The 21,881-nt window shown below is 52.6% G+C and carries 28 protein-coding genes; 7 read left to right on the top strand and 21 right to left on the bottom strand.

Features of this window, described 5'->3' with window-relative positions:
- Positions 1-10 precede the first annotated feature (10 nt).
- The 21 genes from tatA to LMED105_RS02410 form a co-directional block, all read right to left on the bottom strand.
- On the bottom strand, positions 11-247 hold the full coding sequence (tatA, locus tag LMED105_RS02510) for a Sec-independent protein translocase subunit TatA (protein ID WP_008247902.1): 237 nt from the start codon (positions 245-247) through the stop codon (positions 11-13).
- A gap of 35 nt (positions 248-282) precedes the next feature.
- A complete protein-coding gene (locus LMED105_RS02505) occupies positions 283-639 on the bottom strand; it encodes a histidine triad nucleotide-binding protein (protein ID WP_008247901.1) in 357 nt (118 codons plus the stop codon).
- Between the two features lie 22 nt (positions 640-661).
- Positions 662-1,000, bottom strand: a complete 339-nt coding sequence (locus tag LMED105_RS02500) for a phosphoribosyl-ATP diphosphatase (protein ID WP_008247900.1) — start codon at positions 998-1,000, stop codon at positions 662-664.
- A 13-nt stretch (positions 1,001-1,013) separates the two neighbouring features.
- Positions 1,014-1,439 carry a phosphoribosyl-AMP cyclohydrolase gene (gene hisI, locus LMED105_RS02495; protein WP_008247898.1) on the bottom strand — a complete coding sequence of 142 codons (426 nt, stop codon included), beginning with the start codon at positions 1,437-1,439 and terminating at the stop codon, positions 1,014-1,016.
- 13 nt (positions 1,440-1,452) lie between these two features.
- Complete coding sequence (gene hisF, locus LMED105_RS02490; RefSeq protein WP_008247896.1) at positions 1,453-2,217, bottom strand: imidazole glycerol phosphate synthase subunit HisF; 765 nt, start codon at positions 2,215-2,217, stop codon at positions 1,453-1,455.
- A complete protein-coding gene (gene hisA / locus LMED105_RS02485) occupies positions 2,217-2,966 on the bottom strand; it encodes a 1-(5-phosphoribosyl)-5-[(5-phosphoribosylamino)methylideneamino]imidazole-4-carboxamide isomerase (RefSeq protein ID WP_008247894.1) in 750 nt (249 codons plus the stop codon). The genes hisF and hisA overlap by 1 nt, the downstream gene beginning before the upstream one ends.
- Before the next feature lie 52 nt (positions 2,967-3,018).
- The gene (gene hisH / locus LMED105_RS02480; protein ID WP_040512077.1) at positions 3,019-3,651 is read right to left on the bottom strand and encodes an imidazole glycerol phosphate synthase subunit HisH; all 633 of its coding nucleotides are present in this window, start codon (positions 3,649-3,651) and stop codon (positions 3,019-3,021) included.
- Positions 3,648-4,235 (bottom strand): imidazoleglycerol-phosphate dehydratase HisB, encoded by a 588-nt coding sequence (hisB, locus tag LMED105_RS02475; protein WP_008247884.1) that lies wholly within the window; start codon positions 4,233-4,235, stop codon positions 3,648-3,650. Before hisB ends, hisH begins: the two co-directional genes overlap by 4 nt.
- 14 nt (positions 4,236-4,249) lie before the next feature.
- Positions 4,250-5,350 (bottom strand): histidinol-phosphate transaminase, encoded by a 1,101-nt coding sequence (gene hisC, locus LMED105_RS02470; protein WP_008247883.1) that lies wholly within the window; start codon positions 5,348-5,350, stop codon positions 4,250-4,252.
- A gap of 7 nt (positions 5,351-5,357) precedes the next feature.
- Positions 5,358-6,680 carry a histidinol dehydrogenase gene (hisD, locus tag LMED105_RS02465; RefSeq protein ID WP_008247882.1) on the bottom strand — a complete coding sequence of 441 codons (1,323 nt, stop codon included), beginning with the start codon at positions 6,678-6,680 and terminating at the stop codon, positions 5,358-5,360.
- A gap of 20 nt (positions 6,681-6,700) precedes the next feature.
- Positions 6,701-7,336 (bottom strand): ATP phosphoribosyltransferase, encoded by a 636-nt coding sequence (gene hisG, locus LMED105_RS02460; RefSeq protein WP_008247881.1) that lies wholly within the window; start codon positions 7,334-7,336, stop codon positions 6,701-6,703.
- Positions 7,333-8,589, bottom strand: coding sequence for a UDP-N-acetylglucosamine 1-carboxyvinyltransferase (gene murA, locus LMED105_RS02455; RefSeq protein ID WP_008247877.1), 1,257 nt, complete (start codon positions 8,587-8,589; stop codon positions 7,333-7,335). Before murA ends, hisG begins: the two co-directional genes overlap by 4 nt.
- Before the next feature lie 16 nt (positions 8,590-8,605).
- Entirely contained in the window at positions 8,606-8,848 is a 243-nt protein-coding gene (locus tag LMED105_RS02450; protein ID WP_008247876.1) for a BolA family protein, read from the bottom strand.
- Between the two features lie 33 nt (positions 8,849-8,881).
- Positions 8,882-9,637 carry an ABC transporter permease gene (locus LMED105_RS02445; RefSeq protein WP_008247875.1) on the bottom strand — a complete coding sequence of 252 codons (756 nt, stop codon included), beginning with the start codon at positions 9,635-9,637 and terminating at the stop codon, positions 8,882-8,884.
- Positions 9,634-10,542 (bottom strand): ABC transporter ATP-binding protein, encoded by a 909-nt coding sequence (locus LMED105_RS02440; RefSeq protein WP_008247874.1) that lies wholly within the window; start codon positions 10,540-10,542, stop codon positions 9,634-9,636. The genes LMED105_RS02445 and LMED105_RS02440 overlap by 4 nt, the downstream gene beginning before the upstream one ends.
- A gap of 33 nt (positions 10,543-10,575) precedes the next feature.
- Entirely contained in the window at positions 10,576-10,827 is a 252-nt protein-coding gene (locus LMED105_RS02435) for a lipid asymmetry maintenance protein MlaB (protein WP_008247873.1), read from the bottom strand.
- A gap of 1 nt (position 10,828) precedes the next feature.
- Complete coding sequence (locus tag LMED105_RS02430) at positions 10,829-11,452, bottom strand: phospholipid-binding protein MlaC (protein WP_008247872.1); 624 nt, start codon at positions 11,450-11,452, stop codon at positions 10,829-10,831.
- Between the two features lie 72 nt (positions 11,453-11,524).
- Positions 11,525-12,415, bottom strand: coding sequence for a VacJ family lipoprotein (locus LMED105_RS02425; protein ID WP_008247871.1), 891 nt, complete (start codon positions 12,413-12,415; stop codon positions 11,525-11,527).
- Positions 12,416-12,436: 21 nt separating this feature from the next.
- Entirely contained in the window at positions 12,437-12,910 is a 474-nt protein-coding gene (mlaD, locus tag LMED105_RS02420; RefSeq protein WP_008247870.1) for an outer membrane lipid asymmetry maintenance protein MlaD, read from the bottom strand.
- A gap of 12 nt (positions 12,911-12,922) precedes the next feature.
- Positions 12,923-13,708, bottom strand: coding sequence for a lipid asymmetry maintenance ABC transporter permease subunit MlaE (mlaE, locus tag LMED105_RS02415; RefSeq protein ID WP_008247869.1), 786 nt, complete (start codon positions 13,706-13,708; stop codon positions 12,923-12,925).
- A complete protein-coding gene (locus LMED105_RS02410; protein WP_008247868.1) occupies positions 13,705-14,493 on the bottom strand; it encodes an ABC transporter ATP-binding protein in 789 nt (262 codons plus the stop codon). The genes mlaE and LMED105_RS02410 overlap by 4 nt, the downstream gene beginning before the upstream one ends.
- Positions 14,494-14,660: 167 nt before the next feature.
- Here LMED105_RS02410 and LMED105_RS16050 point away from each other — a divergent pair, with 167 nt between their 5' ends.
- The 7 genes from LMED105_RS16050 to LMED105_RS02375 are packed head-to-tail and all read left to right on the top strand — an operon-like array spanning position 14,661 to position 21,880.
- A complete protein-coding gene (locus LMED105_RS16050) occupies positions 14,661-16,601 on the top strand; it encodes a type II secretion system protein GspD (protein ID WP_008247865.1) in 1,941 nt (646 codons plus the stop codon).
- Positions 16,598-17,593, top strand: a complete 996-nt coding sequence (locus LMED105_RS02400) for a GspE/PulE family protein (protein ID WP_008247864.1) — start codon at positions 16,598-16,600, stop codon at positions 17,591-17,593. Before LMED105_RS16050 ends, LMED105_RS02400 begins: the two co-directional genes overlap by 4 nt.
- Positions 17,583-18,620, top strand: coding sequence for a type II secretion system F family protein (locus LMED105_RS02395; protein WP_008247863.1), 1,038 nt, complete (start codon positions 17,583-17,585; stop codon positions 18,618-18,620). Before LMED105_RS02400 ends, LMED105_RS02395 begins: the two co-directional genes overlap by 11 nt.
- Positions 18,617-19,477: a hypothetical protein gene (locus LMED105_RS02390; RefSeq protein WP_008247860.1), complete on the top strand. Its 861-nt coding sequence runs from the start codon at positions 18,617-18,619 to the stop codon at positions 19,475-19,477. The genes LMED105_RS02395 and LMED105_RS02390 overlap by 4 nt, the downstream gene beginning before the upstream one ends.
- Positions 19,474-20,019 (top strand): hypothetical protein, encoded by a 546-nt coding sequence (locus tag LMED105_RS02385; RefSeq protein WP_008247859.1) that lies wholly within the window; start codon positions 19,474-19,476, stop codon positions 20,017-20,019. Before LMED105_RS02390 ends, LMED105_RS02385 begins: the two co-directional genes overlap by 4 nt.
- Positions 20,016-21,134, top strand: coding sequence for a hypothetical protein (locus LMED105_RS02380; protein WP_008247858.1), 1,119 nt, complete (start codon positions 20,016-20,018; stop codon positions 21,132-21,134). The genes LMED105_RS02385 and LMED105_RS02380 overlap by 4 nt, the downstream gene beginning before the upstream one ends.
- The gene (locus LMED105_RS02375) at positions 21,131-21,880 is read left to right on the top strand and encodes a type II secretion system protein (protein WP_008247857.1); all 750 of its coding nucleotides are present in this window, start codon (positions 21,131-21,133) and stop codon (positions 21,878-21,880) included. Before LMED105_RS02380 ends, LMED105_RS02375 begins: the two co-directional genes overlap by 4 nt.
- Position 21,881: the final 1 nt, after the last annotated feature.

The following is a 21,881-nucleotide window of genomic DNA, read 5'->3' as shown; positions in this document are numbered from 1 at the left end:
AAAGGGGAAATTAGCTGGAAGATTTCTCTTTGGCTTCTACGTCAATGGTGTCAGACTTTTTGTTGCTGTCGTCGGCCAGTTTCGTCGTGTTTTGCTCTTCATCCGAGCCGCCTTCTTTCATGCCCTGCTTGAAGCCTTTCACTGCGCCACCGAGATCGGAGCCGATGTTGCGCAACTTCTTGGTGCCGAACACCAACATCACGATAACCAGCACAATCACCCAGTGCCAAATGCTAAATGAACCCATGACTTACTCCTAGTTTGTGTCTGTATCTTGATCAGTTACAAGGCTGGCATGCCCAGCATGACGCCCAATGGTTTATCACCGCCAAGAATGTGCACATGAACATGATACACCTCTTGGCAACCTACCCTTCCAGTGTTCACGATGGTTCGAAACCCGTCGTGACACCCTTCTTGCTTGGCCAATTGCCCCGCAATGGTCATTATTTTTCCCATCACGGGAATGTCTTCTTCAGTGGCATCAGCCAGCGTGGGAATGTGCTTTTTCGGAATAATCAGAAAGTGCACTGGCGCAGCTGGCTTGATGTCGTGAAACGCGAGGATATCCTCGTCTTCATATACTTTTCTGCTAGGGATTTCCCCAGCGACAATCTTGCAAAAAATGCAATCTGACATGTCTTGTCCTTTTCCCGTGTATTTACTGGGGCCGATTGGCCTTCTCAACCAAACCTGACAAACCCATACGGCGATCCAGCTCTGCCAGTACATCGGCGGCGGTCAAACCGTGCCAGCCCAGCAATACAAGGCTGTGAAACCACAAATCGGCTGTTTCAGCGATCACCTTGGCTGGGTCCTGATCCTTGGACGCCATCACCAATTCGCAAGACTCCTCGCCGATCTTTTTCAGGATCGCATCTTGCCCTTTGTGGTGCAACTTGGCCACATAAGATTGCTCAGGACTGGCTTGCTTGCGTTCTTCAAGAACTTTCGTCAAACGCTCGAGCAAATCTCCAGACGCTTTTTCAAGGTCAGCCATGCGTGTTCATTCCTTATTTTTTGCCGTACATGTCGGAAGGGTTTTTCAGCACAGGGTCTTTGGCAACCCAACCGGGCTTTTCACCCGGCACACCTTCCAGCGCATAGTAAAAGCAGCTTTCACGGCCTGTGTGGCAAGCAATACCGCCTACCTGTTCCACCATCAGCACCAGCACATCGCCATCACAATCCAGGCGAATTTCCTTGACCTTCTGCTGGTTGCCCGATTCCTCACCTTTGTGCCACAGTTTACCGCGCGAACGTGAAAAATACGTTGCAAAGCCTGTACTGGCAGTTATTTCCAGCGCCTCTCGGTTCATCCAGGCGACCATCAACACGCGTTTGCTGATGTGATCTTGTGCAACCACGTTCACCAAGCCCTTGTCATCAAAGCTGACGCTGTCCAGCCAGTTCCCGGTGATTACGACATCCTTGCTCATTGAGAACGCTCCTTTACAAGCGAACTGTAATGCCGGCCTTGGCCATGTGGGCCTTGGCCTGCTGCACGGTGTACTCGCCGTAGTGAAATATGCTGGCTGCCAGCACAGCGCTGGCTTTGCCTTTGATCACACCATCCACCAAATGGTCGAGATTGCCCACACCACCGCTGGCGATCACGGGAATGGAAACGGCATCTGACACAGCTCGGGTTAATTCCAGGTTGAAACCAATTTTGGTACCGTCACGGTCCATGCTGGTCAACAGCAATTCGCCAGCACCCAAGGCCTGCATTTTGCGCGCCCATTCAACAGCATCAAGCCCCGTGGGCTTTCGACCGCCGTGGGTATACACCTCCCAGCCTGGCTCGCCATTGCTTTTCGCCTTGGCATCGATGGCCACGACAATGCACTGGGAACCATACTTGGTGGCAGCTTCACCGACCAATTCGGGATTGGTGACTGCCGAGGTGTTGATACTGATTTTGTCAGCACCTGCGTTCAGAAGCCTGCGCACGTCTTCCACCTTGCGCACACCGCCGCCCACAGTCAAGGGAATAAACACCTGACTGGCCACCGCCTCTATCACATGCAGAATCAGGTCACGGTCATCAGACGATGCCGTGATGTCCAGAAAGGTCAGTTCGTCTGCGCCTTGTTCATCGTAACGACGAGCAATTTCCACGGGGTCACCCGCATCGCGCAGTTCCACAAAGTTGACGCCTTTGACCACCCGACCTGCGGTTACATCCAGGCAGGGAATGATACGGCTTGCAAGCATTAGTAGGACTTTCCGTTCAATTCATCGGCCAGGGACTGGCCCTTGGCGAAATCAAGCGTACCTTCGTAGATGGAGCGGCCACAAATGGCACCCATCACACCCTCGTGCTCAACCGCACACAGTTGCTTCACATCATCCAGATTGGTAATGCCGCCCGAGGCGATCACCGGAATGGTCAGGGCATTGGCCAGGCGAACCGTGGCTTCAATGTTGACACCGCCCAACATGCCGTCACGGCCAATGTCGGTGTAAATAATGGCCTCTACGCCATAGCCTTCATATTTCTTGGCCAGATCAACCACATCATGACCGGAAATTTTGCTCCAGCCGTCGGTGGCCACTTTGCCTTCCTTGGCATCCAGACCAACGATAATCTGGCCGGGAAATGCGCCGCAGGCATCGTGGAGAAAACCGGGATTCTTTACGGCCGCCGTACCAATAATGACGTAGCTCAGGCCATCGTCCAGGTAACGCTCAATCGTATCGAGGTCACGAATACCACCACCCAACTGCACCGGAATGGCACCACCCACAGCATCCAGAATGTCAATAATGACACCCTCGTTCACGGGTTTGCCCGCAATCGCGCCATTCAAATCGACCAGGTGCAAGCGGCGCGCGCCACTTTCAACCCATTTCATGGCCATTTCGACCGGATCTGCCGAGAAAATGGTGGCATCGTCCATATTGCCTTGCTTCAGGCGAACACACTGACCGTCTTTCAGGTCGATTGCTGGAATGAGTAACATGAGACTGTGTTGTTAACTATTCAAGTGAGTGGAAAAAATAATCGGTAAAAACTCAGGGGTTCCATCTTAAAAAGTTGGAGTACAGCCTTAAGCCGTCCTCAGCACTTTTTTCAGGATGAAACTGTGTTGCAAAGATGTTATCCCGTGCGATGGCGCAGGTAAAGCGAACGCCGTAGTCTGTTTCACCCGCAACATGGTCCGGATTGACGGGGTTGACATGATAGCTGTGCACAAAATAGAACCATGCACCGTCTTCAATGCCGGCCCACATGGGGTGCTGGGTGCGCTGGTTCACCTGGTTCCAACCCATGTGCGGCACCTTCAGGCCACATTCCACAGTCAGGCGGGGATCAAACTTCACAACATCACCCGGAAACAGGGAAAGACATTCAGCAGGCCCTTCAGCGCTGCGTTCCATCATCATTTGTTCGCCAACACACACACCAAACAAGGGCTTTGATTCGGCAGCGCGGTACACGGCTTCCATCAAGCCCGATTCCCGAAGTGCTTTCATGCAGTCTGGCATGGCACCCTGCCCAGGCAGCACAACCCGGCTGGCCCGGTCAATCAAGGCGGGGTCGTCGGTGATTTGGATTTCCTGATTTTCAAGCTTTACATGTTGCAAGGCCTGGGCCACCGAACGCAGGTTGCCCATGCCGTAATCAACAACGGCAACTAGACTCACAAAGCACCTTTGGTACTGGGAATGGCACCCTGTTGACGCTCATCAATCGCAACTGCCATGCGCAAGGCACGGCCAAACGCCTTGAACACAGTTTCGCACTGGTGGTGTGAGTTCACACCCTTCAGGTTGTCAATGTGCAAGGTGCACAGGGCATGGTTTACAAAACCCTGGAAAAATTCAAACACCAAATCGACATCAAATGAGCCAATGCTGGCACGTGTGAACGGAATATCCTGATGCAGACCGGGGCGCCCCGAGAGGTCAATCACCACGCGCGACAGGGCTTCGTCCAGCGGCACATAGCTGTGGCCGTAACGCACGATTCCTTTTTTGTCGCCCAGGGCTTTCGTGAATGCCATACCCAAGGTAATGCCCGTGTCTTCCACGGTGTGGTGAGCATCAATGTGCAGGTCACCCTTGGCCACGATGTGAAGGTCGAACAGGCCGTGGCGCGAGATTTGTTCCAGCATGTGGTCCAAAAATGGCACGCCCGTGTCGAGGTGGCGTTCGCCTGTACCGTCCAGATTGATTTTCACGGTGATCTGGGTTTCCAGGGTATTGCGGGTAACTTCTGCGGTTCTCATGATTGTCTAAAAAGTTATGCGGCTTTTGTGGCCACTTCGTCGATGGATTGTTGAACAGCCACCAAAAACTGCTGATTCTCTTGCTCAGTGCTCACGGTAACGCGCAAGCAGTTTTGCAACAAGGGGTGGGCTTTGCCCACGTATTTCACCAAGATACCCTTGTTTTTCAGGGCATCAAAGACCTCAAGCGCATTCGGGATACGGAAAAGTACGAAATTGGCGTAAGAATCAAACACTTCAACGTCGCCATTGGGTGTTTTCAGGTTTTTCAGTGACTCGGTAAGCACATCGCGCTGTTCGCGCAGCAGTTTGGCTTGCGCCTCAAAAGCATCGAAATGCTCAAGTGCAAACTGCACCGCAATCCGCGTGAGCACGTTCACATTGTAGGGCGGGCGTACTTTGTCAATTTGTTCCACCCAGGCGGGGCTGGCCACGGCATAGCCCAAACGGGCACCTGCCAAGCCAAGCTTGGAGAAAGTGCGCAGCACCAATACGTTTGGAAATTCAAGCACTCGGGCCATGAACGACGCATCGGCGAAAGCTTCATACGCTTCATCCACCACCACCAGGCCAGGCGTGGCCTCAATGATTTGAACAATTTCGGCTTCGCGCAGCGCCACACCAGTGGGGTTGTTCGGATAAGCCAAAAACACCACTTTGGGCTGATTTGTGGAAATGGCTTTCAACATGGCAGGCATGTTCAAGGTGAAGTCGGGGTTCAGGTCGACTCCCACAAAACGCGCATGGCTCCACTGGCTGTACACCGCATACATCACGAAGGTGGGCACTGGCGAAAGCACTGCATCGCCGGGCATGCAGCAGGCGCGAATAATCAGGTCGATCAGTTCGTCAGAGCCATTGCCAAACAGCACATGGGCCGCTTTTGGAATGGCCGTGCAGGCGCGCAAGGCAACCTCCAGCTCAAGGGCCTTGGGTGCGGGGTATCGGTTTAGCTCGGCTGCTTTCAACTTCTCGGCAAGCGCATCCAGCAAAGTCGCAGGCATGCCCTGGGGGTTCTCCATGGCGTCGAGTTTCAACATGCCGGCCGAAGGAGCCACCACGTAAGCACTGGTGGCCTGCACATCAGCGCGAATTGTTTTTTGAAGTAGGCTCATGGTGCGCTTAGTCTACCTTTCTGAATTTCGGACCAACGCGATACTCTGCAGAGCGCGCGTGTGCCGGCAGGCCTTCTCCATAGGCCAACTCTGCGGCCACTTCACCCAAGGTGCTGGCACCTTCGCGGCTGGCAAAAATAATGCTGCTGCGTTTCTGGAAATCGTACACACCCAAGGGCGAGCTAAAGCGCGCGGTGCCCGCAGTGGGCAACACGTGGTTGGGGCCTGCGCAATAATCGCCCAGCGATTCGCTGCTGTAAGGGCCCATGAAAATGGCACCGGCGTGGCGCAACTTCCCAACCCAGGCGTCGGGGTCTTGCACACTCAGTTCAAGGTGTTCGGGCGCAATTTGATTGCTCAGTTCGCAGGCCTCGTCCATGTCACGCACCTGAATCAGGGCGCCTCGGTTTTTCAGCGATGTGGCAATCACAGTGGCACGGGGCATGGAGTCCATCAGGCGCTTGATGCTGGCCTGCACTTGATCAAGAAATTCCTTGCTTGGGCTTAACAAAATGGACTGCGCCATTTCATCGTGTTCAGCCTGACTGAACAGGTCCATGGCGATCCAGTCGGCGTTGGTGCTGCCATCGCAGATCACCAGGATTTCTGAGGGGCCCGCAATCATGTCAATGCCAACGGCACCGAATACACGGCGCTTGGCTTCAGCCACATAGGCATTGCCAGGGCCCACAATTTTGTCTACGCGCGGCACGGTTTGTGTGCCGTAGGCCAAGGCTGCCACAGCTTGCGCGCCACCGATAGTGAACACGCGGTCGACGCCAGCCAGGTGGGCAGCAGCCAATACCATCTGGTTTTTCACGCCACTGGGAGTAGGCACTACCATGATCACTTCTTTCACACCCGCCACTTTGGCCGGCACTGCATTCATGAGTACCGAAGAGGGGTAGGCTGCTTTGCCACCGGGCACATACAAACCGGCACGATCCAGCGGTGTCACGCGTTGCCCTAGGCGAGTGCCATCGGCCTCGGTGAACTCCCAGCTTTCTGCCACCTGGCGCTCGTGAAATGCACGCACGCGCTGGGCTGCTACTTTCAAAGCATCGCGCTGGGCCGAATCGAGTGTATCGAAGGCATGCTTCAACTCTTCCTGGCCAATTTCAAGTTCTGCGGCACTACCGACCTTCACCCGATCAAACTTCTCCGTGAACTCCAGCAGGGCTTCATCGCCGCGCTTTCGCACTGCATGAATAATGTCTGCCACTGCGCCTTCCACATGGGGATCGCGTTGTTCTTCATAGGCGAGCAATGCACGGAACTGCTCGGCAAAGTTGGCATCTTCTGTAGACAATCGACGAATTTGGGAAGACATTTTTTACTACCTTTAAAATTTCAGGCTACTGCTTGGGTGAACACATCCAGAATAGGCTGCAAAGCCTCGTACTTCATTTTCAATGCCGCCTGGTTCACAACCAAACGGGAAGATATTTCGCAAATTTCCTCAACCTCAACAAGCTTGTTGGCACGCAAGGTGGAGCCGGTGCTGACCAAATCGACAATGGCGTCGGCCAAGCCCACAAGCGGGGCCAGTTCCATAGAACCGTAAAGTTTGATCAGGTCTACATGCACACCACGGTTGGCAAAGTGCTCGCGGGCGCTGTTCACATACTTGGTGGCAATTCGCAAGCGTGCACCCTGCTTCACCGCGCTGGCATAGTCGAAGCCTTCAGGAGCTGCAACACAGAGCCGACATTTGGCAATGTTCAAATCCAGCGGTTGATACAAGCCAGCACCGGAATGTTCAATCAGTACGTCTTTTCCGGCCACGCCCAGATCGGCCGCACCATGCTGCACATAGGTGGGGACATCGGTTGCACGCACGATGATGATTTGCACATCAGCACGGTTGGTCCCAATGATCAACTTTCGCGATTTTTCAGGATCTTCAGACGGCACAATGCCCGCCTTTTCCAGTAAGGGCAGGGTTTCTTCAAAAATACGTCCCTTGGACAGGGCCAATGTAATCATTCCGCTACTCTCGTGACGTCTGCGCCGAGTTTGCGCAGCTTTTCTTCCATTCTGTCATACCCGCGATCCAGGTGATAAATACGGTCAATCCGTGTTTCGTCGCTGGCTGCAAGGCCTGCAATCACCAGGCCCGCCGAGGCGCGCAGGTCGGTGGCCATGACGGTGGCACCGTCGAGTCGCTCCACACCTTTGATGATTGCCGTGTGGCCTTCAATTTCAATGTTTGCACCTAGGCGAACCATTTCCTGAACATGCATGAAACGGTTCTCAAAAATGGTTTCATTGACCACCGCCGTGCCATCGGCCACACAGTTCACTGCCATCAGCTGCGCCTGCATGTCGGTTGCAAAGCCTGGAAATGGTGCCGTGCGTGCGCCCACTGCCTTGGGGCGTGTATTCATGCTGGCGTGAATCTTTGTGCCGTCCACTTCAATGCTTACGCCCGCTGTACGCAACTTTTCAATGGTTGCGTCCATGCTGTCAGCATCGGTGTTGTTCAAGGTTATGTTGCCACCGCAGGCAGCAACAGCACACAAAAACGTACCCGCCTCAATGCGGTCAGGCATTACCTGGTATTCGCAACCATGTAACTTTTCAACGCCGTGCACGGTAATGGTATCGGTGCCAATGCCTTCAATTTTCGCGCCCATTTTGACCAGCATGTTCGCCAGGTCCACCACTTCGGGTTCACGGGCCGCGTTTTCAATGATGGTTGTTCCATCGGCCAAAGCCGCCGCCATCATGAGGTTCTCGGTACCGGTCACAGTCACCATGTCGGTCACAATGCGCGCACCCTTCAAACGCTTGGCTTTGGCGTGAATGTAGCCCTTTTCAATGGTGATTTCGGCACCCATGGCCTGAAGGCCTTTGATGTGCTGATCGACTGGGCGCTGCCCGATTGCACAGCCACCCGGCAAGCTCACGCTGGCCTCGCCAAAGCGTGCCACCAAGGGACCCAACACCAAAATACTGGCGCGCATTGTTTTCACAAGATCGTAGCTGGCGATCGGCTCGGAAATTTCTTCGGCCCGCAGGGCCAACTGGTTCTCTCCATGCCAAAAACACTGAACGCCCATAGAGCCCAGCAAGCGCAGGCAGGTGTTGATGTCGCGCAGGCGCGGCACGTTGGTGATGGTGACTGGCTCAGCGGTCAGCAAACTTGCGCACAAAATGGGCAAGGCCGCATTCTTCGCACCAGAAATCGACACTTCTCCGTGAAGCGGCTTTCCGCCACGAACCAAAAATGAATCCATTAAATGGCAGTCCTTTTTACGCTTGTTGTTGAGCCCACTCAGCGGGCGTCAATGTTTTCATAGACAAGGCGTGAATTTCAGCACGCATTCTGTCACCCAGTACTGCATACACTTTTTGATGGCGCTGAATGGCGCGCAATCCTTCGAATGCACTGGCCACGATGACCGCCTCAAAATGCTGACCGTCACCAGACACGGTGAGGTGTTCGCATTCCAAGCCCTGCGCAATATAGCCGCGAACGGTTTCAGGCAACAACATGATTTTTCCTATCCTTTTGATTCAACAGCACTATTATCCCCTCAATTTGTAACCAGAGGTCACCATGCGCATCGCAATTACGGTCAAAACAGCCCAGGCAAACAGGCCGATGGCCAAGCTGAACCAGGGGCTGACATCGCTGACGCCGAAAAAACCATAGCGAAAACCGTCTATGAGGTAGAAAAACGGATTGAAATGCGACACTGTTTGCCACACCGTCGGCAAGGAGTGGATGGAATAAAACACACCCGACAAAAAGGTGGCTGGCATGATGATGAAGTTCTGGAAGGCCGCCAGCTGGTCGAATTTTTCAGCCCAAATACCGGCAATTACCCCCATGGTACCCAACAAGGCTGAGCCCACCAGGGCGTGCACGAGAATCCAGACCGGGTTATACACATGCAGGCCAACAAAGGCCACAGTGACCAGCAACACGCCCAGACCCACAGCAATGCCGCGAGCCATGGAAGCCAGCACGTATGCCGAGAAAAACTCGAAATGGGACAATGGCGGCAACAACACAAACACCAGGTTGCCGGTAATTTTTGACTGGATCAGGCTGGACGACGAATTCGCAAACGCATTCTGAAGCACCGACATCATGACCAAACCAGGCACCAGAAAGGCGGCGTAACTAACGCCGGGATAAGGCTCTACCTTGCCATCCAGTACATGTGAAAAAATCATGAGATACAGCAAAGCTGTAACCACCGGGGCCAATACGGTTTGAAAACTGACCTTCCAGAAGCGCAGGATTTCTTTCTTGAACAGGGTTTGCCAACCAGTCATTTGGAACCCCCACTCATTAGTTGCACAAATACTTCTTCAAGATCAGGTTTTTCAATGCTGCACTCCAAAACATCCAGGTGATCTTTGCGGCATTGAGCCAGTATTTGCTCTATCTCTGCAGGGCCGTTCAACGCGAGCGTGTAGCGCCCCTCGCTCACATTGGCCTTCAACACCCTGGCTTGCAGGCCCGCTGGCAATACGCCGTTCAGTTGCATGTTTAGCGTTTGATTGGCATGCTTTTTCAAAAGGTTGGGGGTGGTGTCCACGGTCAGCACTTCGCCCTTTTTCAACATGGCGATTCGGTTGCACAGGGTTTCTGCTTCTTCAAGGTAATGCGTAGTCAGCAGAATTGTGTGTCCCTTTTGGTTCAGACCAGCAATGAATTTCCACAAGGTTTGGCGCAATTCTACGTCAACTCCCGCTGTTGGCTCGTCCAACACAATCACTGGCGGCTTGTGAACCAGAGCCTGAGCCACCATCACGCGACGCTTCATACCGCCCGACAGGGTACGCATGTTGTTGTCGGCCTTGTCCATCAGGCTTAGCGAATGCAATAGTTCGTCAATCCAGTCGTCATTCTTTTTCAAGCCAAAATAGCCCGACTGAAAACGCAGAGTTTCACGCACTGAGAAAAACGGATCAAAAACAAGTTCTTGGGGCACGATGCCGATGCTTCGCCGAGCATCTCGAAACTGACCCACCACGTCAAAACCCATGACCTTGGCTGTGCCCGTGCTGGCTCGGCTAAGACCAGCAATAATATTGATCAGTGTGGTTTTGCCGGCGCCATTGGGGCCAAGCAAAGCGAAAAACTCCCCTTCCTGAACTGTGAGCGACACATTGTTCAAGGAACGGAATTCACCAAAATATTTGGATACCGAGCTCAGCTCTAGTGCAAACGACATGACTTCTCGCACCGATGAAAGGTGCTACAGGTTTTAGGAGAAGAGAGATTGTACTCCGTAGGCAGCAATCAAACTGTCCAGCTGCGCGGGAGGATGTTGGAGTTCAAGGGTTTTGTCTGATTTAAGCACTCGCTTGGCTGCAAGAATCACAGCCAATGCGGTGGAATCGACATGCTTGACTGAGGAAAAGTCAATAACATGGTCGCCCAAGGCAAATGCCTTGGCGACCTCGGCGATCACTTGATCTCCGTTGCGAACGGTAATTTGATCGACCGATACCTTCATATCAACCCTTAGCGTTTAGGGTTTTCAGGGTTTGAATCAAACCATCCACACCGGAGTTGGACAGCACCGTGCCAAACTGGGCTTTGTAGGAATCAACCAGCCACAGACCCAAAACGCTCAGGTCATAAATCAGCCACTTGCCGTCTTTCTTTTCAACGCGATAGGCCAAATCGACGGGCGGGGCGCCTTTCTGGATCACGCGGCTATTCACGATCACATCCGTGTCTTCCGGGCGGGCACGCAGGCGGTCCACTTGCAGGGTTTGATCACCGACCTGCGCCAACGCGCCAGAGTAAGTTTTCACCAACAGGGTGCGAAACTCTTTGGTAATTTGCTCACGCTGCTCGGGCGTGGCTTCGCGCCATGGGCGCCCCACAACCAATTGGGTCATTCTTCGAAAATTCACATTGGGCATTACTTTCTGGTCAATCAGGGCATCCAGCTTCTTGGGGTCAGCCAACAACTCCTGCTTGCGCGCCTTGATCTCGGCCAACACCTCATTGCTGAACTTTTCAACAAACTCATTGGCAGGTACATCCTGCGCCAACGCTGGCTGCGCAATCAGGCCAAAACCCAAAGCGGCGGCTGCAACCCATTGAAACAACTTGTTCACTGCAATATTCATGATTCTTCCAAAACGTGTGTCGTTAGTCTAAAAACGCAATACATACCAAGGGGTTGACCACCCCAATGCCAATCAGTTCACCAAACCCAAGCCAGACTTGGCACGTTCGCTTTGCTGCAGGTCGGTTGGCAGACCAATCGACGAGTTTGAATCAGGCTGCGTATTTAAAGATGCGCTGCTTGTTTCAAGCTGCACCAGGGCTGCCTTGAAGGGTGGAAAAGAAACGGGAGTGTCGCTGCGCGATTCTTCTTCAAAATCCTCGTAACTTTGTTCGTTCGGATCTGGGGCACCATCTCTCACCAAACTGGCACGGCGCTTCAAGTAGGCATCGCGAACAAAAGCATATTGATCCAGCGCTACGCGCTCAACCAGGTCGGTTGCTGGCAACAGCCTTGCCCGAGTATTCACCACATTCACAACCAGTAAACTGTTGCGCACCCTAACATTGTCGTAATGGTAGAGGGGATCGAGGGGAGCATCGACAAACCTGGCAGGCGCGTCACGCAGGGTGCTTGGTCCCAACAAGGGGAGCACCAGGTAGGGGCCCGAACCCATGCCCCACACACCCAGGGTTTGACCGAAATCTTCATCGTTTTTCTGAAATCCCAGTTCGGTGGCCACATCAGCCAAACCTACAATTCCGATTGTGGTGTTCAGCGCGAAACGCGTGATATCGCTGCCTGCAGCCTTGGGCTTGCCTTGCAACAAATTATTGACCGCCACACTGATGTCATCCAGATTGGAAAAGAAATTTCCGATCACGGTTTTGATTTCTGGCGGCGTTACCTTGTCGTAACCCTGCGCCAGCGGCTTCACCACCGCCTTGTCTACCACCTGGTTAAAGCCGTCAACGGAACGGTTGAATCCTTCCAACGGGTCTGACTCGGAAGGGGCGCGCATGCTGGTACATGCGGTGGACAAGCCAAGCACGCCAAGCAGCAAAATCACTTTTCGAATGGACATTAACACTTCAAATCCCCTTCATCACTTTTCGGAGTCGCCTTCCGAGGCTTTGCTAAACAAGAACTGGCTAATCAGGTTTTCAAGCACCACGGCAGACTGGGTACGCGCAAACTTCTCGCCGCTGGCTAGATTCTCGAGATCTCCACCGGCCTCAATACCCACATATTGCTCACCCAGCAGGCCTGAGGTAAGGATTCTAGCTGAAGAGTCCTTGGGAAACTCGAAGCCCTCCTCCAAATCCAGGGCCACGACTGCACGGAATGTGACTGGATCAAGGTTGATGTTGGCCACACGCCCCACGGTGACACCCGCACTTTTAACAGGCGCACGAGGCTTCAAGCCACCGATATTGTCAAATTCTGCGGTCACCCGGTATTGATCGCCCGTGGTGAAAGAACTCAAGTTGCCCGCCTTCAAAGCGAGAAACACCAATGCAAGTGCGCCAATTAGCACAAACAGGCCCACCCAAAAATCCACTGCCGTGTTCTTTTTCATACCTTCAATCCGTTAAATACTGAACATGAGTGCTGTTAGCACGAAATCGAGACCCAAAATAGTCAGGGAGGAAATCACCACGGTTCGGGTGGTTGCCCTGGAAACACCTTCAGGCGTGGGCTGACACGCATAGCCCTGGAACAAGGCAATTGAGCTGACAGCCACACCAAACACCACGCTTTTAATCACCCCGTTGAGAATGTCGTCACGCACGTCCACACCAGCCTGCATTTGAGACCAAAATGCACCTGAATCCACACCGATCAACAACACACCCACCACGTAACCGCCAAAAATACCCACCGCACTGAACAAACCTGCCAGCAAAGGCAGGGAAATCAAACCGGCTATCCAGCGAGGGGCAACAATGCGCGCTTTGGGATCCACGGCCATCATTTCCATGGCGGTCAACTGCTCACCTGCTTTCATCAGACCAATTTCAGCCGTCAACGATGTGCCAGCTCGGCCAGCGAACAGCAAAGCAGACACCACCGGACCCAATTCACGCACCAGTGACAAAGCCACCAGGAGACCCAAGGCCTGCTCGGCACCGTACCTGTTCAGGGTGTAATAACCTTGCAAGCCCAACACGAAGCCCACAAAAAGACCCGAGACGACAATGATGACCAGCGAATAATTGCCAATGAAATGGATTTGATCGATAACAAGGCGCGGGCGGAATAAAGCCTTAGGAAGCAACATGAACAAGTTGCCCACAAAACGCGCAAAAACACCCAGGCCGGCAATTGTTGCAATAACACCCGCCCCCAGGCGGGAAACCAATGCGATTGGATTCATGCAAAGTCCTCCTGCAAATTGCGTGCAGGATAATGAAACTTCACAGGCCCTTCGGGCAAACCTTGGATGAACTGTTGAACGTAAGGATCCTGGTTGGCCTCCACTTCTGCTGGCGTACCTTGCGCAAGTACCTTGCCATTCGCAATCACAATGACATGGTCACTGATTGCAAAGGACTCGTGAATATCGTGGGTAACCACCACTGAGGTGGCGCCCAAGGCATCATTCAGGGTACGAATGAGGTTGGCTGTGATGCCCAGCGAAATTGGATCAAGCCCGGCAAAGGGTTCATCGTAAAAAATCAGTTCGGGATCGAGCGCAATGGCGCGGGCCAGGGCCACTCGCCGGCTCATGCCGCCGGAGATTTCCGACGGAAAAAGATTGCTTGCTCCACGAAGGCCCACGGCCTGCAACTTCAACAGCACCAGATCGCGAATGGCTGCTTCGGGCAGATTGGTGTGTTCACGCAGCGGAAACGCCACATTCTCGAAGACATTCAAATCGGTAAAAAGCGCACCAAACTGAAAAAGCACACCGATTTTTTTGCGGAATGCGTAAAGCTGTTGTGTACTGGCAGTCACCACATTTTGGCCCAGCACTTCTACCTCACCCCGATTAACCGGGTACTGACCACACATTAAGCGCAGCAAAGTGGTTTTGCCCGAACCAGAGCCACCCATGACAGAAACCACTTTGCCCTTGGGGATGTCCAGCGAAATGTTTTCCAGAATGAGGCGATCGGCGTAGCCGAAGTCCACGTTTTTTAATTGAGCAACAAAGCCCATGGGGGCTCCTTAGTAAACGAATACGAATTTGGGAGCTATTGTACCCCGAAGGACATGCACTCACCATCCAAATGGTGACAGGCTCACCCACAAGGCATGACCACGAAGCGTGGAAATGGTTTCATCAAAGTATGATCCGCAGCACTTAAACCCTGAAAAGTCTGCCCGTGCCCTCACTGCTTGTGTTTTTAATCGGTTTGACCACCCTCCTGACTGCGTGCGTGGCCACTCCTCCCCAAACAAGCGAGCGCATTGCGCCGCTTGAAGTGACGCACACGCTTGAGTTGAATGCTGTTTTTTGGGCAGACAAAGTTCAGCACAGCAGCAACGCGTGGCAAAGACATCAGCAAACATTCACTTTCCGGCTTGAAAACATACCCGCAAGCCAAGTGCTCGAACTGATTTCGCGGGAGCTAAAGCTTGGCTATGAAATGGACAACTGCGGCGACGCCCCGGTCAGCCTGGTGGGCCGAGACATGCCACTTCAACAAGTCATAGAAAGCCTGGAACTTCAATCCGGTGCCAGCGTGCAATTTGCAGGCAATCAGCTGTCCATGCGGTGCGAGGCAGATGAGCTTCGGGTGTATACCCTTGACTACCTGTCAATTGCCCGGGAAATGAATGACTCATCCAGCTTGAGTTCGGCAATCGCTGGCGGCCCGCGCGAACTGACTGATCGACGGGAAACTGGCAATCGCTCGGAACTGGTGCTGAACAACTCACAACAGCACGACTTGTGGGAAGACATCGCGACTCAAATTGAACAGATCATTCAGGTGCAGATAAAGCCGGTAGAACTCTCGACGCGGGAACGCGTCATTGATGAAGATGAAGACCGTGCCTATGCCAGCACGCGCAACACATCCCCTCGCCGAGCACAACCCAATTTGAGGAGTACCACTGCAGTTTCCTCCGAGAAACGGGACATCACAACGACTCGTAAAGAAACCCGCTCCGGGCGAGTCATCACCAATCCGGAATCTGGAACCGTGTCGGTGATCGCAAAGCCCAGCCAGCATCGCAGGGTAGCACAGTGGCTCACACAAATTCAGCGTCGGGTTGATCGGCAAATTGTGATTGAAGCGGTAATCACCGAGATCTCACTGAATGATCGCTACGAGCGAGGAATTGACTGGAATGTGCTGCGCCAAAACGGAATTACCGCGGGCCTGGCGGTGCAAGGGCTTAACTTGGGTAACCCAGCCCTCACGTTCAATGCGTTGCGAAACACCGGCAATACCGACACCAGCGTGGCCTTGCGCCTGTTGGAGGAGTTTGGGAAAACAGAAGTGCTTTCATCGCCGCGCGTCGTGACCATGAATCAACAAGCTGCTGTGCTGAAAGTGATCGACAACCGGGTGTATTTCACAACCGATGTTCAAACCAGTGCACCTACACAAAACAGTCCTGCATTTTCCACGTTTACCACACAAGTTCAAACAGTACCGGTGGGTTTCCTGATGACGGTAACTCCGCAAATTGCGGACAACAATGCAATTCAGTTGCGGGTCCGCCCCACACTGAGCCGAATTGTAGGCTTTGTGCAAGACCCCAACCCGGCATTGCAACAGCTCAACATCATCAGTCGGGTACCCGAGGTACAAACGCGCGAACTGGAATCAATACTGCGATTAAAAAGTGGCGAGATGGCCCTGCTGGGTGGGCTACGCCAGAAAGAGAACAGCAGCTTGAGTCGAGGTATTCCCGGTGCCCCGGAATCTGTCGACTTGATCACACAAAGCAAAAACCGTGGAGAAAGTCACATTGAACTGGTGGTGTTACTTAAGGCAACCGTGCTTGAAAGTGCGACTGCAAACCAACTTCAAACAAACAAAGAGCTGGGCGAGCTTAACAAAGCCTTGTCTGCTGGCCTGACCATGTATCAAGCCGGGCAAAACAAAGCGCTGAACGCACTTCTTGAACTTCTTATAGAACGCTTTCCGAATACACCCGAACCTTTCTACAACATGGCACTTCATCAAAGCAGCCTTGGACAATTCACCAATGCCCTCGACCACCTGTCGCAAGCCGAGGCGCGATGTCAACTACAGGAATGTTCACTGCCCTTGCTTACGGTGCGTTCGTTGATACAGGCAAAACTTCAATGACACAGACACCACTGGATACGGCTTTTAAAAATATCGACAACACGATCGCTTATGCCAGCGCGGTGAATGCATCGGATATTCACCTCACGCCCAACCCGATGAACTTCAGTGTGCGGTTGCGCGTCAACGGAAAACTAAGCCCGGTGCGAGATATTCCCAGCGACACGGGCCGATCGCTTGTTCAGGCCTTCAAGGCCGAAAGCAAAATGAACATCGCCGAAACGCGCCGCCCTCAAGACGCGAGGCTGAGTCGCAACAACATTGATCTTCGACTGGCCACACACCCCAGTCTGCATGGCGAAAACCTGGTGATCCGGCTGTTGAACACCCACAGCCGGATGCCTTTGAATCAGCTTGGGTTAAGTCAAGCCGCCTTGGTGCACATTGAACAACTACTCGCTCACGAAAACGGACTCACACTGGTAGCTGGTGCCACTGGGAGCGGAAAAACAACCACACTGCATGCGATGCTCAATCATCTAGGTGCAAGTGCAGGCCGGATCGCAACGCTTGAAGATCCGGTGGAAATCATCAATCCCGAGGCTGTTCAAACAGACCTGTCCAGACTTCCTCATCTGAACTTTGCGTCGGGCTTGCGCTCATTGATGCGCCAGGACCCTGACACCATTCTGGTTGGTGAAGTCAGGGATGAGGAAACCGCTGAACTCACCTTGAATGCAGCACTCACCGGCCATCGATTGTTTGCATCGGTGCATGCGCCCGACTGCCTTGGGGCGATCAACCGAATTACGGAACTGAATGTGCGTCTTGGCAGCCTGCTGAATTGCTTGAACGGCATTGTCACCCTTCGTCTAAAACCTGCTGAGCGAAATGAGCGACGTCAATTGTGGGCTGAAATCATTAATCTAAAAAACATGCCTCGCAAAGAGGTACTCAGCTGCAAAAGTATTGATGGATTAATGCAACTGTTCTCGCCATTGAATCACCTTCCATTTCCAACGCCAAGCCTGCCAGCAAACCATGAAAAATAAGTCAATTGGCGACCAAGTAAAATCATCAACATGGCGTGCCTGGTTGGGCCAATGGGCTGAATTGTTACAGTCGGGTATGCCCGCACTTGATGCGCTTTCACTGAGCAGTGAACTTCAAACCGGACGCACACAAGGAAATACCTTACGCCTGGGATTAAACCATGCGTCGCGCTACCTTCAGGAAGGGCAAAACCTTCAAACCGCCTTTCGTGCAGCCTTTGGCAAGGTGCCTATGCATCTGGAAATTGCACTCGTGTGTGCACAGGCCAGCGGTGATCTTGGCCTGGCCTTGCAAACCCAACTGGATCGCTGGAAAACAACCAGCGAAGCCCAACACACATTGGGCAAAAGCCTTGTTTACCCATTGCTGGTTTTGGTATTGGCCTGCGCCTGCTGGGTTTTATTACACCACGTGAGTGCGCCGCATTTGACGCAGAAAGTAAACTCCCACACACCCGCCAGCAGCTGGTCAAACAGCCTGCTTTTGATCGGTACTTTCACCTTGGCAAGCGCCGCCTACCTGAAATTCAGATCCGTCAAAGGCAGCACTGAAACCCAGCCGTTGCTACCAAACAATATTTGGCTTTCATCCAACTTTTACCATGTCATAGCTTGTGAACTCCAGGCGGGCCTTGATCTGATGCACTGCCTGCGTCACCGTACTCTACCCACACCAAACTGGTGGGGTGGCACACACCTTTCGGCGAAAACTTTGCGGAACCTGAATCATTTGATGCAGGGTATTCAACAGCAGTTGAAACTCGGTATGTCACTAAGCCAGTCAATGCAGGCCGCGGGTGCACCTGGTTTTCTGATACGCCAAAGTCAACTGGCTGAGCAAACCGGCAACCTGGCTTACTGCTTTTTTCTGGCTGCGAAAGTGTATGAAATACAGGCAAGGGAAACCCAACAACGTTTACAAAGCACCTTGCCTTCGGTGGCCTTGTCCATAGCAGCAATGACCCTTGCCATGGCGTATCAGTTCACATTGGCTCCGCTGTACAACAACCTGACTGGACTGTCATGACAAGCACCCCAATGCATGCAGACGTGTGGGTGATTGAGCAGAACCTGGCAATTCTGTTTCGTCAAAAAGACCAACGGTGGATCGAAGAACAGCGTCTTTCTTACAGTGAGTTTAGTGGCAGTGCAATTGCACTTTCCAGCTTCAGCCTGCCAGACACACTTGTTTATTTGAATGTATTCCAAAACAACATTGCCGACTCGCTGTGGACAGAGCTCCACTGGGCGGGGATTGCGGAAGACCCACAACGAATTATTGAAACACCAGCCACTGCCTTTCACCAGCAGGTACTGACTGAACTGCGCAGCATGGGAAAAAGTATTCAAGTCATTTCTTCGCAGAAATCGGAGCAATTCAATCGCGCCATTCAAATGGCCTTGCTGAATAAACATGAATTCAACCACCTGAAGAATTTCTTGAACTCAAGGAAATCAGGAACTGGCCAATTCCTTGGCAGCCTTCATCTTTACATGACACTGTGGGTCAAACCCACTGGCTATTATCAAGCGGTTCGCGGTGTAGCCGCGGCTTGCGTGCTGGGCACATTCCTGTTGATGAGCTGGCATGCCAATCAGCAACAACTAAAGTACGAGAAAGCCAACTTACAGCAATTCAAGACATCACTAGTGGCGCAGCCTCGCAACGCCAAAGCGGCCCCATTTGAAGATTGGCTGGAACAAATTCGCAAATTCGGTCGAGGCGAACGAGCCAATCTGCTGTCACTGAAAATGTCGTGGGACGAGCAAGGAGAAATTCTGACCACTGCAAATTTGGCCAGAGATCGAAAACGGGTTCCCAAAGGGTGCACATTGAACAATCCGACCCAAACACACTGCTCAACTGAACCAACAAACCGATGAGCCCACTGACAATCACAACGCAACGAATAATTTGGTTTCGCTGGGTGCGCCCTGCACTCGACCTGGTGTTGCTGCTGGCCGCTTTTTTTGCACTGATCACTCTGCGCAACATCGAAATTGAACAACAACTGAACAACAAGCCAAGTCTGAAAATTCAGGAAACAACGCCACCAACAGAAACGCTTTTTCTTGAACAACACTTCAATGAAGAATCTGATCTTTGGCGAACCTGGATCACATGGATAAACACCAAGCGGCCGGGCTCGGGACAATGCGTTTTAGAGACCAAACCTGCAGCAGTTAAAACACCGTTTTACTTGCTGTGCTTTGCCAAAGCACCTACTAACATTCGGTCGACACTGTTGTTAAGCGAGTCCCCACCGAGCGAACACCTTTTTGTGCCCCCCACAGCATCAGGCACGACACAGCCCATCGCAGCGGAAAGCAAAATATCTGAACCCGCTTACAAAGTACAAGGCTGGATGATCACAAAACAGGGTCAAAAAACTTTTGACCCCGTTCAGAAAAAGTGGCTCCCATGAGCAAGGCTTTTAAACACAAGGGCTATTCGCTGCTTGCACTGTTAATTCTGATCTTCATGCTGGGTTTCGCAGCCCTTGAATTTCGCAACAATGAAGTATTCAAGCAAAGCTTACTGCTGCAACAAAAGGCCCGTGAAACCCAGATTCTTGAACAAATTCGTGCAAGCCTTTTAGGATTTTCTGCCAATCAGGGTTTGCACAGCCAAAGCCATTTGGGTCACCTGCCCTGTCCAGCCATACAAGCTGGTGAATATGCGCAAACCACGTGTTTGAACAAACCTTGGGGCTATCTTCCCGTTCACAGCAAAATCGCAATCAACTACCTGAACGCTGGAATTGATGCCCGCTTCAACGACATGGACTTATCCACCAACACGCAATGGCAGTACGCGGTCTCTAGCCAGGTGATTCAACCCAACGCATTGGGCTGGAGTCGTTGGGTGAACTTTTCGAGACCGTCAATTCAGGTTCGAATTTCCGATGAAAATGATCACATCAAAACAAACATCGTTGCGGTGGTTGCAAAAACAATTACCCCCATCGCAGAGCATCAGTACGACATTTCTTCTCCCTATGTTCTCGTTCATGTCAATGAACTGAAAATGCACATGAAACGGACGCAACAACATCAACTGAAAATGATGCTGACTGCCTGGCAACAACTCAACCCGCAATTCAACGCCAGTACAAGTGACCATGAAAATATGCTGCTTGCTGACACGCTTTCCAATCTATATCAACCCATCGACTCGGGTTGCCAATGCCGTTGCACAAAAACACGCTGCAGTTGCCATTGCCAAAACACCGGCAAGTGGATATCACCTGCCTCATGCCAGGACAACAATCCGAACTGCGCAAGCAACAACACGCAAACAGATTGCACCAGCCTGCCTAATCAACCCTGCATATTCAATGGCCCTGCCCACATGAAAAACCTTTGGCCAGTCAGCCACTTTGAACCCATCGCAGCCATCAACAAATCGTGTCGCCCAAGCTACAGCAACCAATGCCCGCTTAGTCAAAACAGCACAGCTTGCCTTTGCCACTTTTCCTGGCCGAACAACACCTTGCTCAATCTTGATCAATTCAGTTTCAAACTGCCAAGTACGCCATGAATCGCCATCATCAAGTCGTCGGTATCCATGCGCGTGGTTTTATGCTGATCGAGGTTGCACTTGTGGTTGTGCTCATGGCGATCATTCTGGGGCCTGTGCTGCACCTCTTGGCCAGTCAGCGAGAAAAAAACAAAGTACTTGCACACCTGGAATCAAGGCAACGCATTCTTGAGACCGTCGAAGGTTTTGTGCTGGCCACAGGCAGGCTGCCCTGCCCTGCAGACCAATACAAGGGTGCCGAATCGCGCACCGGTGATGCCTGCACGCGCAAGGAGGGTTGGCTTCCAATTGCGACACTGGCCACCTGGGGGATCGAGGGGCAGTGGAAAATGGCGGTGGCCACGCTGGAACAGGCCGGCGAGCCCGCGCAAGATGCGCTGGTGTCAGCGCAACCTTTTGCACAACTCAGCCCGCAACAGTTGACCGAAATTGTGATGGCCCCCTACACCGCCAACTACCCCTTGGGCGCAGGGCCATTGCCAGCCATTCACCTGTGTCAGCTTGTGCAAGGTCATGCAATTCCACCCAACGTCAATTCAGGCTGCGGCGCGCACACCTTGTTGAACGCAACCACCGTGTGGCTTGCATACCCAGCAGACGATCTTGCAAACCAAAACCGGTATCAACAATTTTTTATCAATCCCGACCAACCCGCTGCAAACCCCGTTTGGCTTTCATTTGAACGTCTGAACTGGCTTTGGATGAAACGCGGCGCGCTCGACACACCTCACATTCAGGAGAATTGAA

The sequence above is a fragment of the Limnobacter sp. MED105 genome, assembly GCF_000170915.1.
GTDB lineage: Bacteria > Pseudomonadota > Gammaproteobacteria > Burkholderiales > Burkholderiaceae_B > Limnobacter.
The sequence above is the reverse complement of the archived record's forward strand: the minus strand, read 5'-3'. Positions and strand labels throughout refer to the sequence as shown.